At 43.2% G+C, this 22,920-nt stretch carries 19 protein-coding genes; all 19 read left to right on the top strand.

Translation table 11 applies throughout. The annotated features are described in order from the left end of the window. Positions 1 to 199: 199 nt before the first annotated feature. Positions 200 to 1,282 (top strand): protein-glutamate methylesterase/protein-glutamine glutaminase, encoded by a 1,083-nt coding sequence (locus dnm_RS12500; protein ID WP_207682979.1) that lies wholly within the window; start codon positions 200 to 202, stop codon positions 1,280 to 1,282. A gap of 273 nt (positions 1,283 to 1,555) precedes the next feature. Next, a complete protein-coding gene (locus dnm_RS12505) occupies positions 1,556 to 2,422 on the top strand; it encodes a HEAT repeat domain-containing protein (protein ID WP_207682980.1) in 867 nt (288 codons plus the stop codon). 87 nt (positions 2,423 to 2,509) lie between these two features. Beyond that, a complete protein-coding gene (locus tag dnm_RS12510) occupies positions 2,510 to 4,159 on the top strand; it encodes a chemotaxis protein CheA (protein WP_207682981.1) in 1,650 nt (549 codons plus the stop codon). A 294-nt stretch (positions 4,160 to 4,453) separates the two neighbouring features. Continuing rightward, positions 4,454 to 4,840 (top strand): hypothetical protein, encoded by a 387-nt coding sequence (locus tag dnm_RS12515; protein ID WP_207682982.1) that lies wholly within the window; start codon positions 4,454 to 4,456, stop codon positions 4,838 to 4,840. A 362-nt stretch (positions 4,841 to 5,202) separates the two neighbouring features. Next, positions 5,203 to 5,565 (top strand): response regulator, encoded by a 363-nt coding sequence (locus dnm_RS12520; protein WP_207682983.1) that lies wholly within the window; start codon positions 5,203 to 5,205, stop codon positions 5,563 to 5,565. A gap of 233 nt (positions 5,566 to 5,798) precedes the next feature. Then, positions 5,799 to 6,410 (top strand): chemotaxis protein CheC, encoded by a 612-nt coding sequence (locus dnm_RS12525; protein WP_207682984.1) that lies wholly within the window; start codon positions 5,799 to 5,801, stop codon positions 6,408 to 6,410. A gap of 154 nt (positions 6,411 to 6,564) precedes the next feature. Continuing rightward, complete coding sequence (locus dnm_RS12530) at positions 6,565 to 9,165, top strand: response regulator (protein WP_207682985.1); 2,601 nt, start codon at positions 6,565 to 6,567, stop codon at positions 9,163 to 9,165. A 90-nt stretch (positions 9,166 to 9,255) separates the two neighbouring features. Then, entirely contained in the window at positions 9,256 to 9,858 is a 603-nt protein-coding gene (locus tag dnm_RS12535; protein ID WP_207682986.1) for a chemotaxis protein CheC, read from the top strand. 1,317 nt (positions 9,859 to 11,175) lie between these two features. Next, positions 11,176 to 11,775 carry a hypothetical protein gene (locus dnm_RS12540; protein ID WP_207682987.1) on the top strand — a complete coding sequence of 200 codons (600 nt, stop codon included), beginning with the start codon at positions 11,176 to 11,178 and terminating at the stop codon, positions 11,773 to 11,775. Positions 11,776 to 12,048: 273 nt separating this feature from the next. Beyond that, positions 12,049 to 14,163 (top strand): ATP-binding protein, encoded by a 2,115-nt coding sequence (locus dnm_RS12545; RefSeq protein WP_207682988.1) that lies wholly within the window; start codon positions 12,049 to 12,051, stop codon positions 14,161 to 14,163. A gap of 512 nt (positions 14,164 to 14,675) precedes the next feature. Continuing rightward, complete coding sequence (locus dnm_RS12550) at positions 14,676 to 16,754, top strand: ATP-binding protein (protein WP_207682989.1); 2,079 nt, start codon at positions 14,676 to 14,678, stop codon at positions 16,752 to 16,754. A gap of 12 nt (positions 16,755 to 16,766) precedes the next feature. Beyond that, positions 16,767 to 17,600: a CheR family methyltransferase gene (locus dnm_RS12555; protein WP_207682990.1), complete on the top strand. Its 834-nt coding sequence runs from the start codon at positions 16,767 to 16,769 to the stop codon at positions 17,598 to 17,600. A gap of 253 nt (positions 17,601 to 17,853) precedes the next feature. Beyond that, the gene (locus dnm_RS12560; RefSeq protein ID WP_207682991.1) at positions 17,854 to 18,690 is read left to right on the top strand and encodes an STAS domain-containing protein; all 837 of its coding nucleotides are present in this window, start codon (positions 17,854 to 17,856) and stop codon (positions 18,688 to 18,690) included. A 17-nt stretch (positions 18,691 to 18,707) separates the two neighbouring features. Further along, complete coding sequence (locus dnm_RS12565) at positions 18,708 to 19,106, top strand: STAS domain-containing protein (protein WP_207682992.1); 399 nt, start codon at positions 18,708 to 18,710, stop codon at positions 19,104 to 19,106. Beyond that, a complete protein-coding gene (locus dnm_RS12570) occupies positions 19,087 to 19,506 on the top strand; it encodes an anti-sigma regulatory factor (protein WP_207682993.1) in 420 nt (139 codons plus the stop codon). Before dnm_RS12565 ends, dnm_RS12570 begins: the two co-directional genes overlap by 20 nt. A 38-nt stretch (positions 19,507 to 19,544) precedes the next feature. Then, positions 19,545 to 20,534 carry an ATP-binding SpoIIE family protein phosphatase gene (locus tag dnm_RS12575; protein WP_207682994.1) on the top strand — a complete coding sequence of 330 codons (990 nt, stop codon included), beginning with the start codon at positions 19,545 to 19,547 and terminating at the stop codon, positions 20,532 to 20,534. A 99-nt stretch (positions 20,535 to 20,633) separates the two neighbouring features. Then, positions 20,634 to 21,680 (top strand): hypothetical protein, encoded by a 1,047-nt coding sequence (locus tag dnm_RS12580; RefSeq protein ID WP_207682995.1) that lies wholly within the window; start codon positions 20,634 to 20,636, stop codon positions 21,678 to 21,680. Beyond that, positions 21,664 to 21,858 (top strand): hypothetical protein, encoded by a 195-nt coding sequence (locus dnm_RS12585; RefSeq protein ID WP_207682996.1) that lies wholly within the window; start codon positions 21,664 to 21,666, stop codon positions 21,856 to 21,858. The genes dnm_RS12580 and dnm_RS12585 overlap by 17 nt, the downstream gene beginning before the upstream one ends. A 644-nt stretch (positions 21,859 to 22,502) precedes the next feature. After that, on the top strand, positions 22,503 to 22,874 hold the full coding sequence (locus tag dnm_RS12590) for a response regulator (protein WP_207682997.1): 372 nt from the start codon (positions 22,503 to 22,505) through the stop codon (positions 22,872 to 22,874). Positions 22,875 to 22,920: the final 46 nt, after the last annotated feature.

A 22,920-nucleotide genomic window follows, 5' to 3' on the forward strand; every position in this document is an offset into this window, starting at 1 on the left:
CCCGAGACTCTGCCTCGTATAGCATTATGGGAAACATTGCCTGAAGGATGACATACTCACGAAACGGAGCCTCTTAGTATAATATCCCGGACCGAGCCTGGAACAAGAATTTTCTCACTTTTTTTTGGGGAAAACGCCTGCTGGGTATCCAGTGATAACTATCTATTAATAACTGATCTCTAACCTAAAAAGTTCTGTTATGAAAAAAATAAAAGTGCTGATATGTGATGATTCTGCTCTGATGCGGCGATCTTTGAAAAAAATCGTTGAATCAGACCCTCGTCTTGAGGTGGTCGGTACTGCCAGAGACGGAGAAGACTCTGTAAACAAAGCCCGGGAACTGAATCCTGACGTCGTCACAATGGATGTGAATATGCCAGGAATGGACGGCATCACAGCCTTGCAAATCATCATCAACGAAGAGATTGCACCGGTAGTTATGGTCTCCTCTCTGACCCAGGAGGGGGCTATCGCCACCTTTGAATCCATGATTCTTGGCGCTTTTGATTATGTGCCAAAACCAGGAGGGACTGTCACAGTACAAATGGGGCCGGTGGCCCCTGAGATTATTAAAAAAATCAAGGCTGCGGCCCGGCCCGGAGTACTCAGAAAACTGACCCGCAAGTATTCTTCTCTGGAGAAACCACCTTCATTTCTCCGACCAGGACACCCAAAAGCCCGGAAGTTCAGCCCGATAACTGACAACAGACCAGGTTTCAAAGCCGTGGCCCTTGGTATTTCCACAGGAGGCCCTAAAACGCTGTTTGACGTTCTTCCTTTTCTTCCTGAGGATTTACCTGCTGCTATTTTTCTGGTACAGCACATGCCCAGTCCGTTTATCTCCTCTTTTGCAAAGAGAATTGATTCTCAGTGCCTCATGCGCTGTGTGGAGGCCGAACCCGGAACCGTTGTCGAACCCGGAACGATTTATCTCGCGAAAGGGGGGACTCATCTGATTTTGTTTCAGAGAGCAAACGGGTCCGTTCTGATCCGAACCCCCAGAAAACCAGAACATACTTTCATACCTTCAGTAGATATTATGATGGATTCTGTTTTAAAAATCTTCAAATCAGATACTATCGGAGTTTTAATGACAGGTATGGGAAGAGACGGGGCCGAAACCATGGTGAAAATCAGACAAGGCGGCGGAATAACCATTGCTGAAAGCGAAGAAAGCGCCATTGTTTTCGGAATGCCGGGCGAAGCGATTCGTCTGGGGGGAGCCGATATTATCGCTCCCAGTTGGGATATTGCAGAGGAAATAATAAAGGCAGTACAGTAATCCGTTGTCAAATTTCAACTGTCACTTATATCAGATTTCAATCCACTCCGGCCAAAGTGAGAATTCGTTTTCACTCGATGTTCAAGTTTTTTGACCCGGTTCGACTAAAAAACCTGTCATTCCTGCGAAAGCAGGAATCCATTCTGGGCAGAGGCCACGCTTCCGGAAGCAGCGGATTCCTGCTTTCGCAGGAATGACAAAAAAAAAACTTGAACATCGAGTTTTCAGCAAGAAAAAGATAAAACAACTGGAAACTGAAAAGATGGAGGTAACATGAACGAACTTTTAAAAGCATTAAACAGCTTTGAAGAAGTAGAAAGGATTTATGCAGCTCAGGATATTGCGGAAACAAAACGTCCTGACATGACAGTATATCTGCTTAACAGGCTGTTGCTTGAAGAATCACACGCAGTCAGAGACGCCATTGTTTTCGCTCTGAAAAACTTGCCGTGTTCGGAAATTTATGATATGTTGTTCAAATTGTTCCATTCCCCGGATGCTTATTTAAGAAATGCAGCCATTGGCATTTTTGGATCGGAAGGAAATGAAGCACTTGCTTTTCTTATTTCATATATGGATCATGCGGACGGGGAAGTGAGAAAGCTTATTCTTGATGCGCTTTTTGCGACCAGTGTTCCCAGAGCAATTGAAGCAATCCGCCAAGCCATAGATGATTCGTTTGTGAATGTTCAGATCACTGCGGTGGAATATCTCGGACACCTTGAGGACAACGAAAGTGCGGATAAAATGATCAAACTTTTTCAGAAAAAAACCGAGCCAATGCTGCGGATCGCCATTCTCGAATTTTTTTACATGGTCGGAAGCAAAACAGATATTATGAAAATTTTTTCATTTCTTGCTCCTGACGACAATTTTAATAGCATTGATCCCCTTTATCTGCCTCAGCTAATAAATCTTTCTGCTAAAAGCGGCGATGCGGATATGATATGCAAGATTCTTGACTCAATAACTCATATCGAGATATATGCCGAGGATATTATACATGCCATTGAGCAGGCAAATCGCCAGTTCAAAGATATTTGCAAAAATGATCGTATTATTGAACACATAAAGAGAGTCATGAAAAAAATAAAAGATCAGGAAGTCCGTGCGTTGTGCGAGGAACTGCTGAGGTGTTAAAATTTGCGATTTTTGATTTGTCATTTATCTGTTATTCATGTTCCGAGAGAGAAAAACACTAAATTAGATATTAAATCAAATTGTTATATGACTTATGTTATCAAAATAACGCCGGAGATGAAACGTCAGTTTCGCTCTGAGACAACGGAACATTTAAACAGTCTTGAGCAGTTGCTGATGGTGATCGAAAAGGAACCTCGCAACCAGGAGGCGATTCATTCCGCATTTCGTGATATTCACAGTATTAAAGGAAACAGTGACTATCTGGGGATAAAAGATATCAATATTCTTTCCCATGAGCTTGAGGACCTCATGGATGAGTTCCGAAGCGGCAGAATTCACATTGGCGATGATGTATTAGCCGTTTTATTTAATGGCCTTGACCTTCTGAGAGATATGAATCGGCGGGTGGTGAACGAAGACTATGAGGAAACAGATATTTCCGAAATTCAGACTCGAATACATCGGATAAAAACATTGTTCGGGAAAGAATCTCCTGGAAAAAAAGCTGAGGTGTCGTATTCAGATATTTTTTACAGCGTACTCGAACAAGAAATAAAGGTTGATATTAATAAAATAGATCAGTTCATAAATCATATTTCAGAGCTTGTTATCACAAAAAACACATTGAATTTTCTGACAGAACTAGATTTTTTCCGGGAACAGCATACGAAACGAAGCGGAGAACTAAAAAAAGTGGCAGGCGATATGAGCCGGATCACCAATAATCTTCAAGCCGATGTCATGAGCCTGCGGCTTGTCAAAATCAATACTGTTTTTGAACGGCTCCCCAGGATTGTAAGAGATATTTCATACAGAAGCGGAAAACAAATTGAACTGTCCCTGTCGGGCGGAGAAACAGAGATAGACCGGAAAACCATCGAACAGCTTATTGATCCCCTGATTCATCTCATCCGAAATTCCGTGGATCATGGTATAGAACCGCCAAATGAAAGGGTCAGAAAAGGAAAGCCGGAGTCAGGCGTCGTCACGGTCAGTTCTCGTCAGGAAGGAAATCATGCGGTTATTGAGGTGATGGATGACGGAAAAGGACTTGATATTGATAAGATCAGGCAGGAGGCGTTGAAAAGAAAAATTTTCACCGAAGACACCCTCGTATCTATGAGAGAGGAAGAAATCCTGAATCTGATTTTCCTACCCGGCTTCACCACTCAGCCTGAGGCCACGAAAACTTCCGGAAGAGGTGTGGGCCTTGATGTTGTAAAAAATAACATTAAAATGATCGGAGGAAATATTACCCTTTCCGGAAGTAAGGACATTGGCACCCGGGTGAAAGTCAGAATCCCCGTTTCAATGGCCGTAACAGATGTTCTTTTAACAGAAGTTGCCGGAAGACAATATGCGTTTCCCTTTTCCTCAATACTGAAAACTGTAAAAGTAAAAAAAAAAGATATTCATGGCCTCAAAAAAGGCGAATTTATTCTTTTCAGCGGAACTGTTCTCGGTATCAGATGCCTCGGAGAACTATTAGAAATTTCAGATAAAGAAAGTCTCAGACAAAAAGGTTCGGATGAGGAGATATCTGTTATTGTGATCTCCGTTCAAAACCAGAACATCGGCATCGTTGTTGATAAGATTTTGAAACGGGAAAGTATGCTGATCAAACCCCTTGAAAAATATCTTGCAGGAATAAAAGAATTTTCAGGTGCAGCACTCTCAGGAAACGGAAGCGTTGTACTCGTTATTGACCCGATGGGTCTGAAACTGGAAACTTGAAACTGGAAACTGGAAACTGGAAACTGGAAACTTGAAACTGGAAACTTGAAACTGGAAACTGGAAACTGGAAACTGGAAACTGGAAACTTGAAACTTGAAACTTGAAACTTGAAACTGGAAACTTGAAACTTGAAACTTGAAACTTGAAACTTGAAACTGGAAACTTGAAACTGGAAACTGGAAACTTGAAACTGGAAACTTGAAACTTGAAACTGGAAACTGGAAACTTGAAACTTGAAACTTGAAACTTGAAACTTGAAACTTGGGGCTTAAAACTTGAAGCGGAGGTCTGAGATGAAAGAAGTTTACGAACTGGATGTTTATAAACTGGCTGAAAAACTTTCAGATGCGCTTTGGCATACTTTTGAGGGATGGCCTGAAAAAGCTAAGAACACATTGATTTTGCCGGACGGGGTTTGCAAGATTTTGCCGGACGGGGTTTACAAGATTTTGCCGGACGGGGTTTACAAGATTTTGCCGGACGGGGTTTACAAGATTTTGCCGGACGGGGTTTACAAGATTTTGCCGGACGGGGTTTACAAGATTTTGCCGGACGGGGTTTGCAACCCCGTCCGGAATATTTTCCGGATCGCCGCCCGCAAACGTTTCGGACGGGGTTGCAAACCCCGTCCGGCAGCGAAACGTTTCGGACGGGGTTGCAAACCCCGTCCGGCAGCGTGAAGATTTTGCCGGACGGGTTTTACAAGATTTTGCCGGACGGGTTTTACAAGATTTTGCCGGACGGGGTTTACAAGATTTTGCCGGACGGGGTTTGCAACCCCGTCCGGAATATTTTCCGGATCGCCGCCCGCAAACGTTTCGGACGGGGTTGCAAACCCCGTCCGGCAGCGTGGGGGGGGCGACATATTTGCTATAAATATGCCGCCCCCGCGGGGCTTGGCAGGGGGACAGCAAACCTGCTGCTACAAATATGCCGCCCTTACAGGGCTTGGTCGGCTCTCCCCTAAATCCGTTATAATCAGAATTAACCCTTTGAAAACATAACATTTCCGAGTTTCAATTTTCAAATACGGAGGTATATTATGAAAAAAGTACTGATTGTAGATGATGCGGCTTTTGCCCGATCCATACAAAAACAGATTATAGCATCTGTCGGATACGAGGTGACAGAGGCTGGTAACGGGGCCGAAGCGCTGGAAGTCTTTAAAACGGAGAAACCTGATCTTGTCACATTAGACCTTCTCATGCCGGATATGGACGGCATGGATGTACTCAAAAGCATCCTGGAAGAGGATCCCGATGCCAAAGCAATTATCTGTTCCACGGACAAGCAAAAATTTCGCCAGGAGGAAGCAAAAGAAACCGGAGCATTGGGATTTGTCGCAAAGCCGGTTGATCCTGAAAAATTACTTGAGATGATAAAGAATATCCTTGATGATTCGTGAGACTCATCCCGGACAGGCGGCGGTATAGCGACAGAATAATTTTTCCGCACCGGCTCGGTTTCAGATTGGCAGATCCGCACCGGCCATCGGGATTTCTTAATCCGGAGGAGCGGAAAGGGCGTATTCACGCTTAGGCGATTCGATCCTTTAAATTGTAAATACGCCCGGGCGGAAATGGAAAAATTACTGGGTCACCATTCCTTAAATTTATTTCAATCATAAGGAGTTTTTTTATGTACGATGATAACCTCGATATTGTAAGAGAAGTCATAAATATCGGAATCGGTGAAGCCGCGGATGCGCTTTCAAGACTCGTAAACACCCGGGTGATTATCAAGACACCGGATATTTGCATTATGAATGCGGCGGATGTTCATGATTATATACGAAAAGAGATGACATCCCTCAGCGTCTATATTTCCCAGAATTTCAAAGAGATGATCAAGGGAAAGACAATCCTTTTTTACACAAAGGAATGCGCTGTTTCTCTGTTGAACGCCATCTGCGGCCAAACCATGAAAACATCATCGCTGACGGAAAGCGGAATCGCCACACTCAATGAAATCGGCAACAATATCATGGTAACATGCATGTCCGAAATAAGTAATCAGATAGATGCCAGAATATGGTTTGATCTTCCCGAAGTCACAGTTGAGATATCTGAGAATTATTTTCAAAACCTTCTGAATGACTTGAAAGAATTAGATAAGGCAATTGTTATCAAAAGTGAGATGCGTATCAAAGAAAAAGATATTCAGGGATATCTTTTTATTCTGCTGAGTTTTGAGGATTTTAATCTGCTCATCCAAGGACTTTGGAAAAAAATAAACACTGCTTCGTCATGAACTTCGATAACAAAAAGAATCCGACAAAGAGTTGCAGGCGAGATTTCAACCCCTGACGCGAAGTTGGTTTGTTTGCAGAACAAACAGGCTTTCATTTCCAAACCTGTTTAAAGATATAAATGCTCTGCTTATTCACGGGCATTTAAGGAAAAATATGCTGAATACTATAAATCCCTCGGCCTTTGCTGAAATTCTGACAAAAGGGCTCTCCTTCGGAACTATCATTCTTGACAGGGACTACCGTATCACGCTTTGGAATGAGTGGATGGAAAAGCACAGCGGCATCAGAGAACGTCATATCATCGGGCAAAACATCTTTGAGAAATACCCTGAGATTCAGGAAAGAAACAAAAATAAATATATCACCGAGTGTATGGAAAGGCAAATCCCTTTTCTTTTATCGCCACTCATTCATAATCATCTCATACCGCTCAATATTGTCAAAGGGACTGAGGATATCCGGATGATCCAGAATGTCAGAATATATCCGCTTCCCGATGATGAGGGAAACATTCTCGGTGTTCTTATTATTATCATGGATTTGACAGAGCAGGTCATCCATGAAAAAGAAGTGTTCAGGCTGACATGTCTTCTCGACGGAATCAGGAACATAGATCAGCTCATTACCAGAGCGGAGTCAGAAGATGAATTGCTGAGGGGCGTCTGCAGGACATTGGTCGGACATATTGGTTATATGCTTTCATGGGTGGGATTGCTTGATGAGTCTGACCATATCCGGGTGGCAACGTTTGCATGGGCTGAACATGAAATTTCCGAGTCTGAAATCACAGAACACGATCTTAAAGATGCGTTGGAGATGGTCGGAAACTCATTCAAAATCAAAGGAAGACCTATGGTTGAACGGATTGAAGAAGATATGTTTTCCGCGCCCCTGTATTCGGAGTTCGCAACTAGGACAGGCTATAATTCATTTTGTTCTCTTCCTATAAAAATCGGGGATGATTTTATTGGGACGTTAAATATTCATTCCAAAGAAAAAAATGTCTTTCAGGAGGAAGAACTTGTATTGCTCGAAGAGGTGGCATCGGATATTTCCTTTGGAATAAAAACACTTCGGGAGAGAGAAAAAAAACGCCAGGCAGAAACAGAACTCAGGGAGTCGCAAAAAAAGATGTGGCTCATGATCGAACAACTGACGGAGTCCCGTAAGGCCGCTGAAATTGCAAATAAAGCCAAGAGCGAATTTCTCGCAAACATGGGCCATGAAATCCGCACGCCCATGAATATCATTCTCGGTATGACGGACATCGTTCTGGGCGGTGAACTGACTTCTGATCAGCGGGATTTATTAGAGACGGTTCGTGGTTCTGCAGATTCGCTTATGGAGCTGCTCAACGATATTCTGGACTTATCCACAATTGAAGCGGGCAAACTCAAGATGGAAGAGACAGCGTTTGAACTGGAAGGCTTTTTGGCATCAGTGATAAGGGAGATGGCTTCTGACGCTCACCGGAAAGGGTTGGAACTGGCTTGTCATTTCAAATTTGATGTTCCTTTGTTCATCAGCGGATATCCCGAACGTCTGCGCCAGATACTCCTTAATCTCATGGGAAATGCCATTAAGTTCACCAAAACCGGAGAGGTCATATTAAAAGCAGAGAAAGAAACTGAAAATCTGACAGATATGATGCTTCATTTTTCAGTGACAGATACGGGCATAGGGATTTTTCCCGAACAAATTGCGTTTATTTTTGATCGGTTCACCCAGGGTGACGGTTCCAGTACAAGGCGTTACGGCGGGATAGGCTTGGGCACCGCCATTTCCAAGCAGCTGGTCGAGATGATGGGGGGGCAGATATGGGTGGAAAGCACCCCGGGCCGAGGCAGTGTCTTCCATTTCACCATCAGAGCGAAGCAAAAACATAAACCTGAACCGCGTCCTAAATATGCCGAACTTGACGGCCTCATTCTTCTGATTGCGGATGACAACGATAGCAGCCGTGAAATTCTCGCTGAAATGGTTTCCAGATGGAATATCATACCCATTGGTGCGAAAAACGGACAGACCGCTCTGAAAAAACTCAAAAGGATCAGGGCCGAGGGCGGATATCCTGATATGGTTCTTCTGGATGCTGATATGCCCGGCACAAACGGGCATGAACTGGCTGAACAGCTCCGGATGACCAACAAAACAGAAAATATGCCTGTGATATTTCTCACTTCGTCGGAGGATAATTATAAGCATCTCTCACATCAGAACCTGCCTGGTGCGGTCTGTCTGCCCAAACCGGTTTTGCCCACAGCACTTCTGAAAACGATGCTGGCTGTTCGGAGGGACCATCAACGCCATGCCCTGACTCAGAAAAAAAATGAAATCCCTCAGAAGCAGAAAACTACCATGTCCGGGACAGAGAAAAAATTCAGAATATTGGTGGCCGAAGATAACCAGTTTAATCAGATGCTGATCTCCGTTCTTCTTAACAAAGGAGGACATGAAGTGGTGGCGGTGGGAGATGGAAAGGCTGCCGCGGATGCCTTTGTCCGAGAACAGTTTGATCTGATCTTCATGGATATTCATATGCCGGACACAGACGGCCTGGAAGCCACCCGTATTATAAGGGATAAAGAGAAAAACACAGGAAGCCATATTCCCATAGTCGCCATAACCGCAGATGGCGAAAAAAATGATCTGAACAAATGTGCTGAGGCGGGCATGGACAGTCATATTATCAAACCATTTAATTATGATAATATCTTCGCTGCTATTGAGCGTAATTTGAAACTGAAAACTTGAAAGCTACAAATATGCCGCACCTGCGGGGTCTGGCCCGGATCCGCAAATCTGTTGCTACAAGTTTCAAGTTTCAAACAAGGAGTATCTAAGATGTATGACGATAAAATTATTGATATAATTACAGAAATTTTAAATATCGGAATGGGTGAGGCAGCGAATTCTCTCTCAAAATTAGTTAATACACATATCCTTATCAAAGTGCCGGATGTCCGTGTGATGCAGCTTGCTGATATTCATAAATATATCTCTGATGAATTGGACGCTTCGGGGGTTTATATGTCTCAGATATTTACAGGTTACGCGAAGGGAAAAGCGATTCTTTTTTACCCAAAAGACTGCTCTGTTTCGCTGCTGAACAGCCTCTGCGGACAAACCGATAAAATATCTGATCTGACCGAGGTTGAAATCGCCACCCTCAACGAGATCGGGAACATGGTCATAGGATCGTGTATGGCTGAAATAGCAAATGTGCTGAAAAGCAAAATCTCTTTTGAATTCCCAGAAGTGACAGTGGAGACCTCCGGAAAATATTTCCAAAATATGTTGAAAGACTTAGGAAAATCAGATATGGTAATTATTGTGAAAAATGTGATGTGTATTAAAGAAACTGACATTCAGGGGTATTTCTTTGTTATGCTGAGTTTTGAAGATGTTAACCATATTCTGGATGACTTGCGGAAAAAAATGAATTAAAAACAAGCTGATTATAACGGATTCGGGGGAGGCCCGAGAATATGACATCGGATTTAAGGATTTACCGGATATTCCGGGCCGGGACATCCGTCTCATCCTCCTGTCCGCTGTCATATTGCCCGATACCGCGGAAAAAACCCCGGGCCTCCCCAAAATCCGTTACAATCAGAAAACAAGAAATGCTCTATCAGATGAAATTTGCCTGATTATAACGGAGTTAGGAAAGGGTCAGCCAGCGGCTGTGGTGGATCCGGAGTGCGAAAATGCTTTTTCGCAAGTGCGAAAATGCTTTTTCGCAAGTGCGAAAATGCTTTTTCGCAAGTGCAAAAAATGCTTTTTCGCACTTGCAAAAATACAATTTTTGCACTCCGGATCCCCTAAATCCGTTGGTCAGCCGGCGGCTGTGGCGGCTCCGGAGTGCGAAAATGCTTTTTCGCAAGTGCGAAAATGCTTTTTCGCACTTGCAAAAATACAATTTTTGCACTCCGGATCCCCTAAATCCGTTGGTCAGCCGGCGGCTGTGGCGGCTCCGGAGTGCGAAAATGCTTTTTCGCAAGTGCAAAAATACAATTTTTGCACTCCGGATCCCCTAAATCCGTTGGTCAGCCGGCGGCTGTGGCGGCTCCGGAGTGCGAAAATGCTTTTTCGCAAGTGCAAAAAATGCTTTTTCGCACTTGCAAAAATACAATTTTTGCACTCCGGATCCCCTAAATCCGTTGGTCAGCCGGCGGCTGTGGCGGCTCCGGAGTGCGAAAATGCTTTTTCGCAAGTGCGAAAATGCTTTTTCGCACTTGCAAAAATACAATTTTTGCACTCCGGATCCCCTAAATCCGTTGGTCAGCCGGCGGCTGTGGCGGCTCCGGAGTGCGAAAATGCTTTTTCGCAAGTGCGAAAATGCTTTTTCGCACTTGCAAAAATACAATTTTTGCACTCCGGATCCCCTAAATCCGTTGGTCAGCCGGCGGCTGTGGCGGCTCCGGAGTGCGAAAATGCTTTTTCGCAAGTGCAAAAAATGCTTTTTCGCAAGTGCGAAAAATGCTTTTTCGCACTTGCAAAAATACAATTTTTGCACTCCGGATCCCCTAAATCCGTTGGTCAGCCGGCGGCTGTGGCGGCTCCGGAGTGCGAAAATGCTTTTTCGCAAGTGCGAAAATGCTTTTTCGCACTTGCAAAAATACAATTTTTGCACTCCGGATCCTCTAAATCCTTTATAATCAGGAGATGGTAAAACTTGTTCCGCTGAAGAAGCCTCGTTCGGCGAAGCCCCCTGTCCGGCTAAAAAAACGTCTGGCAAAAAAACAAGGAGAGACAGATAAAATGAATGAGGACAACTTTATTAATTTTATCAGAGAGATTATAAATATCGGAATAGGTGAGGCAGCGAATTCTCTTTCAAAATTGGTAAACACGCGAGTCATTATCAAAGTACCTGATATTCGTATTGTTGAAACCCGGAGTATTGATGAATATGTTTGGAACGAATTCAGCTCCCTCGGGGTTTATATGAGTCAGGATTTCAGTGGTCAGCTTAAAGGAAAGACGCTTCTTTTTTATACCGAAGAGTGTTCTGTATCACTGCTGAACGCCATTTACGGCGGAACCATGAAGACATCAAATCTTACCGAAGTCGGCATCGCCACCCTCCATGAGATCGGAAATATTATCATGGTTTCCTGTATGACTCAGATAATTGATTTTATAGGAGGGAAACTTTCTTTTGACCTTCCGAATGTGACGGTCGAGGTATCTGAGACTTATTTTAAAAATCTACTGAAAGAATTGGGAAAATTTGACAAGGCTGTTGTTGTCAAAAATGAGATGTCTATCAAAGATACAGATATACAGGGATATCTCTTTGTTATGCTGAGTTTTGAAGATTTTAACTTGCTCCTGGACATATTTCGGGAAAAAATATAGCCGGGAGAATGTCCCCGGGAAATAAGTACCCGATCAAAAATTTTTTATACCTCTTTTTTTCCGTGAACCGCGGAGAAAACCGGGTTTTTCCCTCACCGGAGGCGGATATTTCCGGGAAAAAAGCCGGGTTTTTTTCCCTGGCAAATATCGAAAACTTATGGTCAGGTACTTAGATTATCAGCAGATGGAAAATACTTGAAATTCTCCATGGGGAACTCAAAAGGGAATGTTTATCTGCTGATTCACTCTTCACCAGTCAGGAGAATAACTATTTTGAAACACATAGAAATTTCAGAACTGGGTAAAATTCTGACAGACGGACTTGCGCTTGGAATTATCTTTTTAAGCAAAGATTATCGTATCATTGGCTGGAATTATTGGATGGAAAAGCATAGCGGGATCCGGGCATCTGATATTGTCGGGCAGAATATCTTTGACAAATATCCTGATATTCGAAAACGAGATAAAGAGAAATATATTACAGCATGTGTTGAAAGCGGAATTCCGTTTCTTTTATCCCCCTTGTTGCATCATTATCTTATTCCCATTGATATTATTAATAAAAAAAACAAGACTCAGATGCTTCAGTATGTCAGAATATATCCTTTCCGGGATCATGACAGTACTGTCGGAGCTGTCATTATCATCAGAGATATGACCGAGCAGGTGCTCCATGAAAAAGAAATATTCAGACTGAGCCGTGTGCTGAAAGGCATTCGGGATATCCATAAACAGATGATCGGGGCTGAGTCCGAAGAGGCATTGCTGGCAGGTGTCTGTAAAATAATTGTTGAGGATATCGGCTATGAATTTTCCTGGGTCGGACTGACTGAGGAAGGAACTTCGGTTCTCAGACAAGTCTCCTGGACAGGGGACAGATATACTATCAAGGGCCTGAACGCCGAAGGGAGCGAGGCTGAATTCAAAAAAGGGATTCTTGGCAGCGCCATTAAAACTGGAAAAACACAGGTTTTTGAAAGGTCTCAGGAATATGTTCCGGACATATCCCGAACCTGCAACTTCGCCTGTTCGCTGCCCCTGACAAATGGCAATCACACTATCGGATCTCTGGATATTCATTCTGGTGAAGAAAATGTGTTCCAAAGAGAAGAATTAAAATTACTTGAAGAAGTTGCCTCTGATCTTTCTTTTGCCATAAACACGCTTAGGGACAGGCAGAAGCAGCAGGAGGCAGAAAAAAAACTCAGAGAGTCAGAGGAGAGAATTCGCCTCACCAATCAGCTTCAGCAGTCGCAGAAGATGGAAGCCATTGCTCGTCTTGCCGGTGGTATTGCACATGATTTTAACAATCTTCTTGCCATAATACTGGGAAATATTCAACTTGCTGAAATGGATTCAGACCCGGACGACCGTATTTATGAAAATTTATCCGGGGCCTTACAGGGCTGCATCCGTGCCAAACATCTGACAAAACAGTTTCTCACGTTGTCCAAAGGGGAATCGCCGGTTATGAAAACGGGGGCTTTTGGGAATTTTATTCAGGAGACTGCAGATCTTGCGCTTGCAGGTTCAAATGTCAGTTGTGAATTTTTCATCGCTGATAATCTGCTGCCGGTCAGATTTGATGAAGGGCAGATGAGGCAGGTCTTTAACAATGTGATCGCCAATGCCTGTGATTCGTTGCCTGAGGGCGGGACAGTTCAGATTTATGCTGAGAATATCAGCGTCAGTGCAGGAAAGCCGGTTCCGGGTGTTATGATTCAGGATGGAAAATATGTCAGGATCGTGATTCGGGATCAGGGCATTGGCATCCCCCAAAAATATCTTTCTGTCATATTTGATCCCTATTTTTCCACTAAGGAGACCGGCATTCAGAAAGGAACGGGCCTGGGCCTTACGGTTGCCTATTCCATACTTGAAAAGCACGGGGGATATATTCGTGTAACATCTGAGGAGGGAATCGGAACAGACGTATGTATTTATCTCCCAGCCTTTGAACCGGAAATCATCAGGAAAAAAAGAGAGGAGATGCTTCCGTTTAAGGGTAAAATTCTGGTTATGGATGATGAGAAAATGATCTGTGAGCTGTTAAAGAAGGTGCTGAAACGTCTCGGATATAAAGCCGAAACTGTCCGAAGCGGTTTTCAAGCCATTGAATTATATAAAAAAGCTATGAATTCAGGCGACCCTTTTGATGCTGTTATCCTGGATCTGACTGTCCGAGGCGGTATGGGCGGTGAGGAAACCATCAGGAAGCTGATGGAGACAGACAGAAATGTGAGGGCAATTATTTCCAGTGGTTATTCCAATGATCCGGTGATGCGTCATTATGCGCGATACGGTTTTCGAGGGGCAATTCCCAAACCCTGTCAGATAAGAGAACTGGATAACGCGTTATGTTCTGTTCTGATAACGGACAATCAATGATTACAGACGATTTGACCTTATACCTTGAATTCAGTTGCCTTAGGAGCCTTTTTTCTGTAATACATACAGATAGCATCGGAAGGGGGAAATTCTCCGGATTTGGTCCCTGCTTACATTGCCAGACAGGTATTCGAAAACCTGCGAGGTTTCCGAAACCTCGCAGGTCTGCGGAGTTATATCTGAAAATTTATGTCCAGGTGCTTACAATCCTGTCTGACAGAATCTTCTGAAAATAACCAATACAGAAAAAATGATTCTTAAATGCGGTACAGAACGGAACATATTTTGCATTTATTTTATAACTTACGGATATAATACGGACCAATTTTTGACCGTCTGAGCATTATGCCCCAATATCCGAAAGTGCTGTTTTTTTTTCAGCATATTAAAAGGATATTCCCCAGGATGCTCCGCCCGCGCGCAGAAATCTTTCCCGTTTTGTATTGGGCCGAAGTATTATTATTTGGTCTGTATTGGTTTGAAGTATTATTATCTGAAAATGGAGTAAAAGTATGTTGAAGCGGATAACCTCCCTGGATTTTAGTCGAATAGTAAAAAATGGTCTTGGCCTCGGCATCATCGTTGTTGACAGGGATTACCATATTGCTCTCTGGAATCGCTGGATGGAAAAACACAGCGGTATCAGGGAAAGTGACATCATTGGTCAGAATATTTTTGACAAATTTCCTGATATTCGGAAAAGAAACAAAGACTGTTACATTAAAGAATGTGTTGATAACCAAAGGTCATTTCTTTTGTCACCGCTGATTCACCATTATCTTATTCCGCTCGATATTGTCAAAAATGATGAACATGTCCGGATGTTTCAGAATATCAAAATATATCCTTTCCCCAATGCCGAGGTTTCTGTGGGAGCTGTCATTATCATCAGAGATTTGACTGAGCAGGTCCTCCATGAAAAAGAGATACTGAGGCTGACCCGTATTTTGAAAGGAATCAGAAATATCAACCAGCTGATTATCAGGGTCAAATCAGAAGAAGAATTGTTTACCGAGTGTTGTAAAATACTGACAGAAGATATGGGATATGTATTTTCCTGGATCGGATCTGCTGAAGAAGAAACTTTTGATATCAGGCCGCTGTGCCAGGCAGGAACCGGACATGATATCCGCAAATTGAAAATCGGACGGGATGATTCCGAATCCGATTCAGGGGTGATCAGCAGGGCTGTCAGAACCGGAAAAACGCACGTGGCTGACCCGAAATTCGCACGCGAACAAGGCTGCCGGTCTGTTTGTGCGTTGCCGTTAAAGGCTGACAATCATGTGATCGGGTCTCTTAATATCTATTCTGAAGAAAGGACGCTTTTTCAGGAAGAAGAGCTGGATTTGCTTGAGGAACTTAAATCTGATATATCTTTTGCCATAAAAACCTTGCGGGACAGGCAGAAACAACAGGAAGCCGAAGCAGAGAAAACAAAACTTGAGGAGCAGCTTCAGCAGTCTCACAAAATGGAGGCCATTGGCACGCTGGCCAGCGGCATTGCCCATGATTTCAATAATATTATTTATCCTATCCAGGGATATGCCGAACTGACCCTGGAAGAAATACCTAATGACAGCTATATTCGCGGCAATATAAATGAAATACTCAAGGCATCGAATCGTGCCAGGGACCTGATACACCAGATACTCACATTCAGCAGGCAGGGGGAAGATGAATTTATCCGGGTTCAGCTTCATCTCATTATCAAAGAGGTCCTTCAGTTCCTCAGAGCCTCGCTGCCGTCAACCATGGAAATTCGTCACAACATCGTCAAATGCAGACCTGTCATGGCCAATCCCACTCAGATTCATCAGATTATGATAAATCTTTGTATCAATGCCTATCATGCCATGGGAGAGAATACCGGCACACTGGAAGTAAGTTTATGTGAAACAGAGGTCCGTTCAGAAGCCTCGGCTCCATGCCCGGATATGAATAGCGGGCCTTACATTAAACTGAGTGTGAGTGATACAGGATCGGGTATGGATTCAGAGACCATGGACCGGATATTTGAACCCTATTTTACCACGAAGGAAATCGGAAAGGGGACAGGCATGGGGCTGGCTGTTGTACATGGGATCGTAAAACGCTGTCGCGGACACATCAGTGTTCACAGCGAGCCGGGAGCCGGGACAACATTTGATATCTATTTTCCCCCTGTTGAAACCGAACAGGAGCATCCGGCAAAGGCTCTCCGCAGATCGTTCCCCACAGGTAAGGAGCATATTCTTCTGGTGGATGACGAAGCAGATACGGTTATCATGCTTGGGAAAGTATTGGAACACCTGGGCTACACGGTCACCGCACAGACCAGCAGCACGGAAACGCTTGAAATATTCCGCAGAGCACCTGAAAATTTTGATCTTGTGATTACTGATCAGACCATGCCGCGGATGGCAGGTGATGAACTGTCCCGTGAGCTGATACGCATTCGCCCTGATATCCCGATCATCCTCTGCACCGGATTCAGCAAAAAAATAACACCTGAAAATATTCAGGCAATCGGAATTCGAATGCTTCTTGCCAAACCTGTCGGTACCGGGGAACTTGCCGAAGCTATTCGGGAAATATTAGATAAAAAATAATAAGGAACTGATGTGGCGAATATTACTGCCAATGAATTTGAATCCCTGAGTGATCTTATTTACCATAAGACCGGGATACGATTTGAGCCCAAAAAACTTTATTTTGTTTCAAAGCGTATTCAGAAAAGGATGGAAGCACTGGGGACAGAAACCGCTTCCGAGTATATTCGAATACTCCGATTTGCTGACCCTGTTAATCATGAATTTCAAAGACTTACTGATCTTCTCACCATAAATGAAACCTATTTTTTCCGGGATTTCCCTCAGCTTCAGGCTTTTGGCGAACACTGTCTTTTGGACTATTCAGAGGAAAAGGCTGCCCGCGGTGACCGGTCACTCCGTATCTGGTCGGCCGGCTGCTCCACCGGGGAAGAACCTTATACCCTGGGGATTATTATACTTGAAATGCTTGATCATCCGTCCGCGTGGGATATAAACATTACTGCCGGAGATATTGACCTCGGTGCCCTGAAAAAAGCTAAAAAAGGAGTCTATGATGACAGAAGCCTGCGGGATGTGCCGCCGTCATATCTTCAGCGTCACTTTCAGAAAAGACAAAACGGATTATACAGTATTTCACCAAAAGTAAGAAATATGGTCCGCTTTGAACATATTAACCTTTCAGACAAAAAAGAAATCAGAAAAAAAATGGGCTTTGATTTCATATTCTGTCGCAATTTACTGATATATTTCGATGACATTTCAAGGAAACATCTCGTGGATCAGTTTTACGTGGCCCTTAAACCCGGGGGCTACATATTTTTAGGTTCCAGTGAGTCTGTAGGAAGGATCAGCACAGCTTTCAAGATCAGAAGAGCCGGCGGATACATTGTTTATTACAAGTAGGGTGGGTGAAGCGAAGCGCAACCCACCTCATGCCGATGTCCGGTGGGTTTCGCTTCGCTGCACCCACCCTACATTACAGCTGTTTTGCCCGGTTCGGCAGGAGCAGCAGGCGGGAACTAAAACGTTTTACGTGTTGATTTTTTCAACAATATAGTCTAAGACTTTAAATTAAATTCACATTGCAGGAAAAAGCCGGAAAAAATCTGTTTATTCAAATTTCAAGCAATTAGGCAAGTAAGAAGGAGCATAAAAAATGACAGCAATCGCCAAAGAAATCTCAACGCTTTTGTCAGAACACCGACATGATATTTGGGAACTGTGGAACAAGTATCTCATTGTCCGCGCCAAATCTGTTGTGGAAGTTGTGGGCGTGGATGAAACAAAAGCCAGAACCAGAACGCTGCTGGACAATCTTATTCATGTGCTGCCCGCAAAAGATGATAAGACAAATGAATCCTATCAGAAGGTAATGGAAGTGCTTGCAAAGGTGAGCCGCAGAATGAGTGAGCAGAACATGACCCCTTCTGAAACCGCAATGTTTATTCTTTCTGTAAAAGAAGCTGTGTTCCCGGTTATTCAGGAACATTTTGACGATAAAAAATTTGCAGATGCCATAATAACGGTGAATCATCTTATTGATCATTTTGCCCTCACAACCTTTGAGGTGTATCTGGATTCAAGAGAGGAACTGATCTCGGATCAGCAAAACGCATTCCGTGAAATTTCGGTGCCTGTTGTCAAAGTATGGGAAAAAATCATTATGATTCCTTTAATTGGAATGCTTGACAGCGAACGAACCCAGATGATGATGGAGGTTCTGCTCACAGCCCTGGAAGATATGCAGTCAAAAGTGGCGATTCTGGATATTTCAGGAATTCCGGTGGTGGATACACTGGTGGCGAGGCATCTCATCACCGCTGCCTCGGCCGTCAGGCTCATGGGGGCAGAATGTATCATTACCGGTGTCAGAGCAAAGATTGCTCAGACACTGGTTCAGCTGGGAGTTGATCTCGGGGGATTCACAACCTGCACCACCATGGCTGACGGCCTTCAGCTTGCCCTTGAACTGACAGACCAAAAAATAGGCTGAGGGGAGGTGACAGCGGCATGGGAGAAGTGACGATTCTGAACATAGGCAATAATATCATTGTTCCGGTTCAGACGGAACTGCATGATGAGGATGCCAGGCAGCTTCAGACAGATATTTTGAAAAAAATTGAGAACACAGGTGCAAAGGGTCTGCTTATTGATGTTTCAGCGGTGAGTATTATTGACAGCTTCCTGGGAAGGCTTCTGGTGGAGACTTCAAAAATGGCCAGACTTATGGGAACTGAAACCGTCCTGGTAGGAATGAAAAAAGAAGTGGTACTCACGCTCATACAACTCGGATTGCAAATGAAAAACCTTCACACCGCTTTAAACATTGAAGATGGTCTGGCACTTTTGGAAAAAATGATTACAGGCCCTTCCCTGTCGAGGAGAAAGGATGAAAAGTTCAGAAAATAGCAATGAATGCTTTGAAATTCTGATTTCAAATTATGAAGATATTATCCTTGCTCGGCAGAAGGTCAAATCGTTCATGCAGAAAACAGGATTTTCTGTGCTTGCTCAGACACGAATTGTCACGGCTGTGTCCGAACTTGCAAGAAATATTGTGGTTCATGCGGGCCAGGGAAAAATGTCAGCATATCAGATTACCAAAAAAAGAAACAGACCGGGGCTGAAATGTGTTTTTAAAGATCAGGGACCTGGAATTTCAAATATTGACGAAGCCATGAAAGAAGGCTTCAGCACATCAAATTCACTGGGTCTGGGTCTGAGCGGTGCCCGAAAACTCTGCAATGAATTCCATATTGAATCCGCTGAAAAAAAAGGGACGACGATTAGTATCGTTGAATGGCTGTGACCGGTTATTTGTTTCCAATTTTTAACAATATACAATAAATGAATGTAATAACTGAAAAAAAAGTTGTCATCACCGGTGAGATGAATGTTCTCAAGGCCAGAATTTTTGCCAAAAGAATGGCATCTGCCATTGGTTTTGACGAGATCAGCGTGGCAGAGATTGAAATTGTTGTTTCAGAACTGGGAACCAATATTGTCAAACACGCGGGGGCCCCGGGGTCAATCCGATTTCGGCTGGTCAGAGATGGCAGGGTTAGAGGAATTGAAATTTTAGTTTGTGACGAAGGAGAGGGGATTCATAATATTGAATCCATGATCATGGACGGAACTTCAACTACGGGAACGCTGGGAATCGGTCTTTCCGGTGTGAAAAGGCTGATGGACGAATTTGATCTCCGAACCAGTGAACAAAACGGAACGGTTATCTGTGCAAAAAAATGGATCAGAGGGGATTACCGGTCAAAACTCCATTGTTCTGTGCTTTGCAGACCCAAAATGGGAGAAAGGGTATCCGGTGACACCTATTTTTTTAAGCAGCTTCCGTCATTCGCTGTTTTCAGTGTTATTGACGCACTCGGACACGGCCCTGTGGCCCACCAGGTTGCTGAGAAGGCACTGTATATCCTTGAAAACAATTATCAGGATACCCTTCTCAGTATTATTGAACACTGTCACAAAGCATTAATAGGAACCAGGGGATGCGCCATGTCACTTGCCAAAATTGACTTCAGGACAATGAAATTTCATCATATCAGCATCGGCAATGTCGAAACAAGGGTCTATGGAACACCTGCTCCGCTGAAGCCGGTCTGCACGAACGGAACCCTGGGCCTGATTATGGAACACGCCCGCATCAATGTGTATTCTTACACAAAAGGGTCCTGTATTGTGATGTTCTCGGATGGCATTTCTAACAAATTTGAAGTTGAACCTGCAATGCTGCGAAAAACGCCGCAGGAAATAAGCAATTTCATTTTTACCAAATATGCCAGAGACCATGATGATGCAACAGTGCTTGTTTTAAAATAATTTATTCTGCTCCATAATTATCTTATGGATAATATTTAAAATCGCTTGCTCTTTCGTGAACTGCCTGCGTGTTCACGGGCGGAGAGTGGGGAATAAAAAATGTTAATCAGCATATTGGCAACCTTAAATTTTTTGTTTTTCTTTCTGAGTCTGACCCTTTTATATCTGCTGAAAAAAAACAGGAACACTCAAAATAACGAGGCAAAAAAATCTGATGAACATCAGAACACTTCAGATCATCCTTTTTCCCGGTCCATGCCTCGGGAACAGGAAGAAATTCCAAATAAAATTTTAAGTGTATATCAGGAAGTGATTGCCAAAATTGAACGGATCAGAGGATTGCAGACATCTGCCGTTATAAAGGTTGAAAGCGCCACGGAAAGTTCGATTCTCCAGCTTTCAAATCTTATCAGACGTCTGGAGGGCACGAGGAATAAGGCTACAGAAATTCTGAACATGATGAAAGAAAAAATTTCTTTAAGCATTGTAAAAGACACCCTTGAAAAAAAATACGATCTGAATGATTCAGATACTGTCCGAAAAAAATATGAGCAGATGCTGAAAGAAGTGATCGGACAACTGTCACTGATTACCGAACAAAAATCGCAAGATGTGGACAAACTCGACAATATCAGGGAAAAAATAAAGGAAGCAGCCGACGAGATGGGGGACATGGCTTCCTATTTGTCGGGTTCCAGGGAACAGGGATCAGAATCTGCAAAAGCGATTGAAAAAAAGTTAAGAGAGACCAACGCGTTTATTGAAAAATCAGTTGTCTCTTTAAGAGAAGCAGTTTATATTGAATCCCGTTTTATTTATTCGACAATGCTTCTGCTGCAAGATGTTGTTCTGTCCCTGGTTGAATCTTTTATTCAGTTAAATACAATAATGGACAATACATTGGGGGAATCATCCTCCCTGGAAGATGAAATTAATACAATTATTGTGAATCTTCAGTGTGAAGATGTATGCAAGGAAATGTCTGAATATACTCTCCAAATTTTGTCATCAATCGTAAATGATCTGCACGGATTGGACATTGCAGGTCTTGTGGAAAATGATTTTATTAAAATTGATGAAAAAGAAAAACTGCCGGAACCTGAAGCCGTAAATCTGGTGACAGAAGAGGATGTCACTTTTTTTTGAAACTGGAAACTGGAAACTGGAAACTGGAAACTGGAAACTGGAAACTGGAAACTGGAAACTGGAAACTGGAAACTGGAAACTGGAAACTGGAAACTTGGAACAGTCACATATGCATACATTAAAAATCCTCGGAATGTGTTTGAAAAGTCCCAGTAGGGACGGCATGTTTGTAGCATAAAAGTTTTCCCCCTCCTGAGTCGTCCCGTAGAGACGGCATATCCGGAGGGGAATAAAATAATATGCCGTCCCTACGGGACTCGGAAACACAGGGTATGTCATCTGCTACAAATATGCCGTCCCCTACAGGGACTTTTTAAATATGCTCTCAGATCTTTGGATTTCAAGTTTATATCAGACTTGATCGGAAATAAAAAACATCGGTCAAAACCGGACATCCGGAGTGCCAAACTTGCAGTTTGGCAATATTCCGGGATTCCCGGGGGACAGGTGTTTTGCCAAACTGCAAGTTTGGCACTCCGGATTGTCTGGCCGCTTATTTCCGATAATGTCTATTAGGAGTGTTCCTAAAGAAATATGTGCTTAACAAAAAACAGATAGTTAAAATGTGACAATTGCCTTAAAAAGCTTATTTAGGAACAACTCTAATTTACAACTCGATGTTCAAATTTTTTTCTGTTGACTGAATTTATTGGTAATTTTTAAGCCAGGGTTTTTATGTGACAATTAATAATTTCAATATGTTATATTTTTAAAGTTTTTGAACAGAATATTTGCATTAAATTTTTAACCATTTGAAAATACTATTTTTATATAGTCAGGCATAAAAAGCTCGAACATCGAGTTACAAGGGAGTAACAAAAAATGAAAAAAGTCCTGGTGGTTGACGATTCTCCGGTTGTGAGGAGCTTTCATACCAATATTTTGAGGATGTCCGGGTTCAAAGCGGACGGCGCGTGTGACGGCATAGAGGCATTGGAAAAATCCCTGACTACGCCTTATCATCTCATCCTCTGTGACATCAATATGCCCAACATGGACGGCATTACATTTATCAAACGTTACCGGGAACAGGACGAGCATGCGCCGATCATCATTCTGACCACTCAGGAAGATGCCATACATAAAGAAAAGGGATATAAAGCAGGAGCGAATCTGTACCTTGTAAAACCCGTGAAACCGAACAATCTTATCCTGCACATTCAGTTGCTTCTGGGAAGCGAGATTGAAACTTGAAATTTGAAACTCGAAACTTGAGAATACTGAGAGGACGCTTGTTATC

It is taken from the genome of Desulfonema magnum, from assembly GCF_017377395.1.
Taxonomy (GTDB): domain Bacteria; phylum Desulfobacterota; class Desulfobacteria; order Desulfobacterales; family 4be13; genus Desulfonema_C; species Desulfonema_C magnum.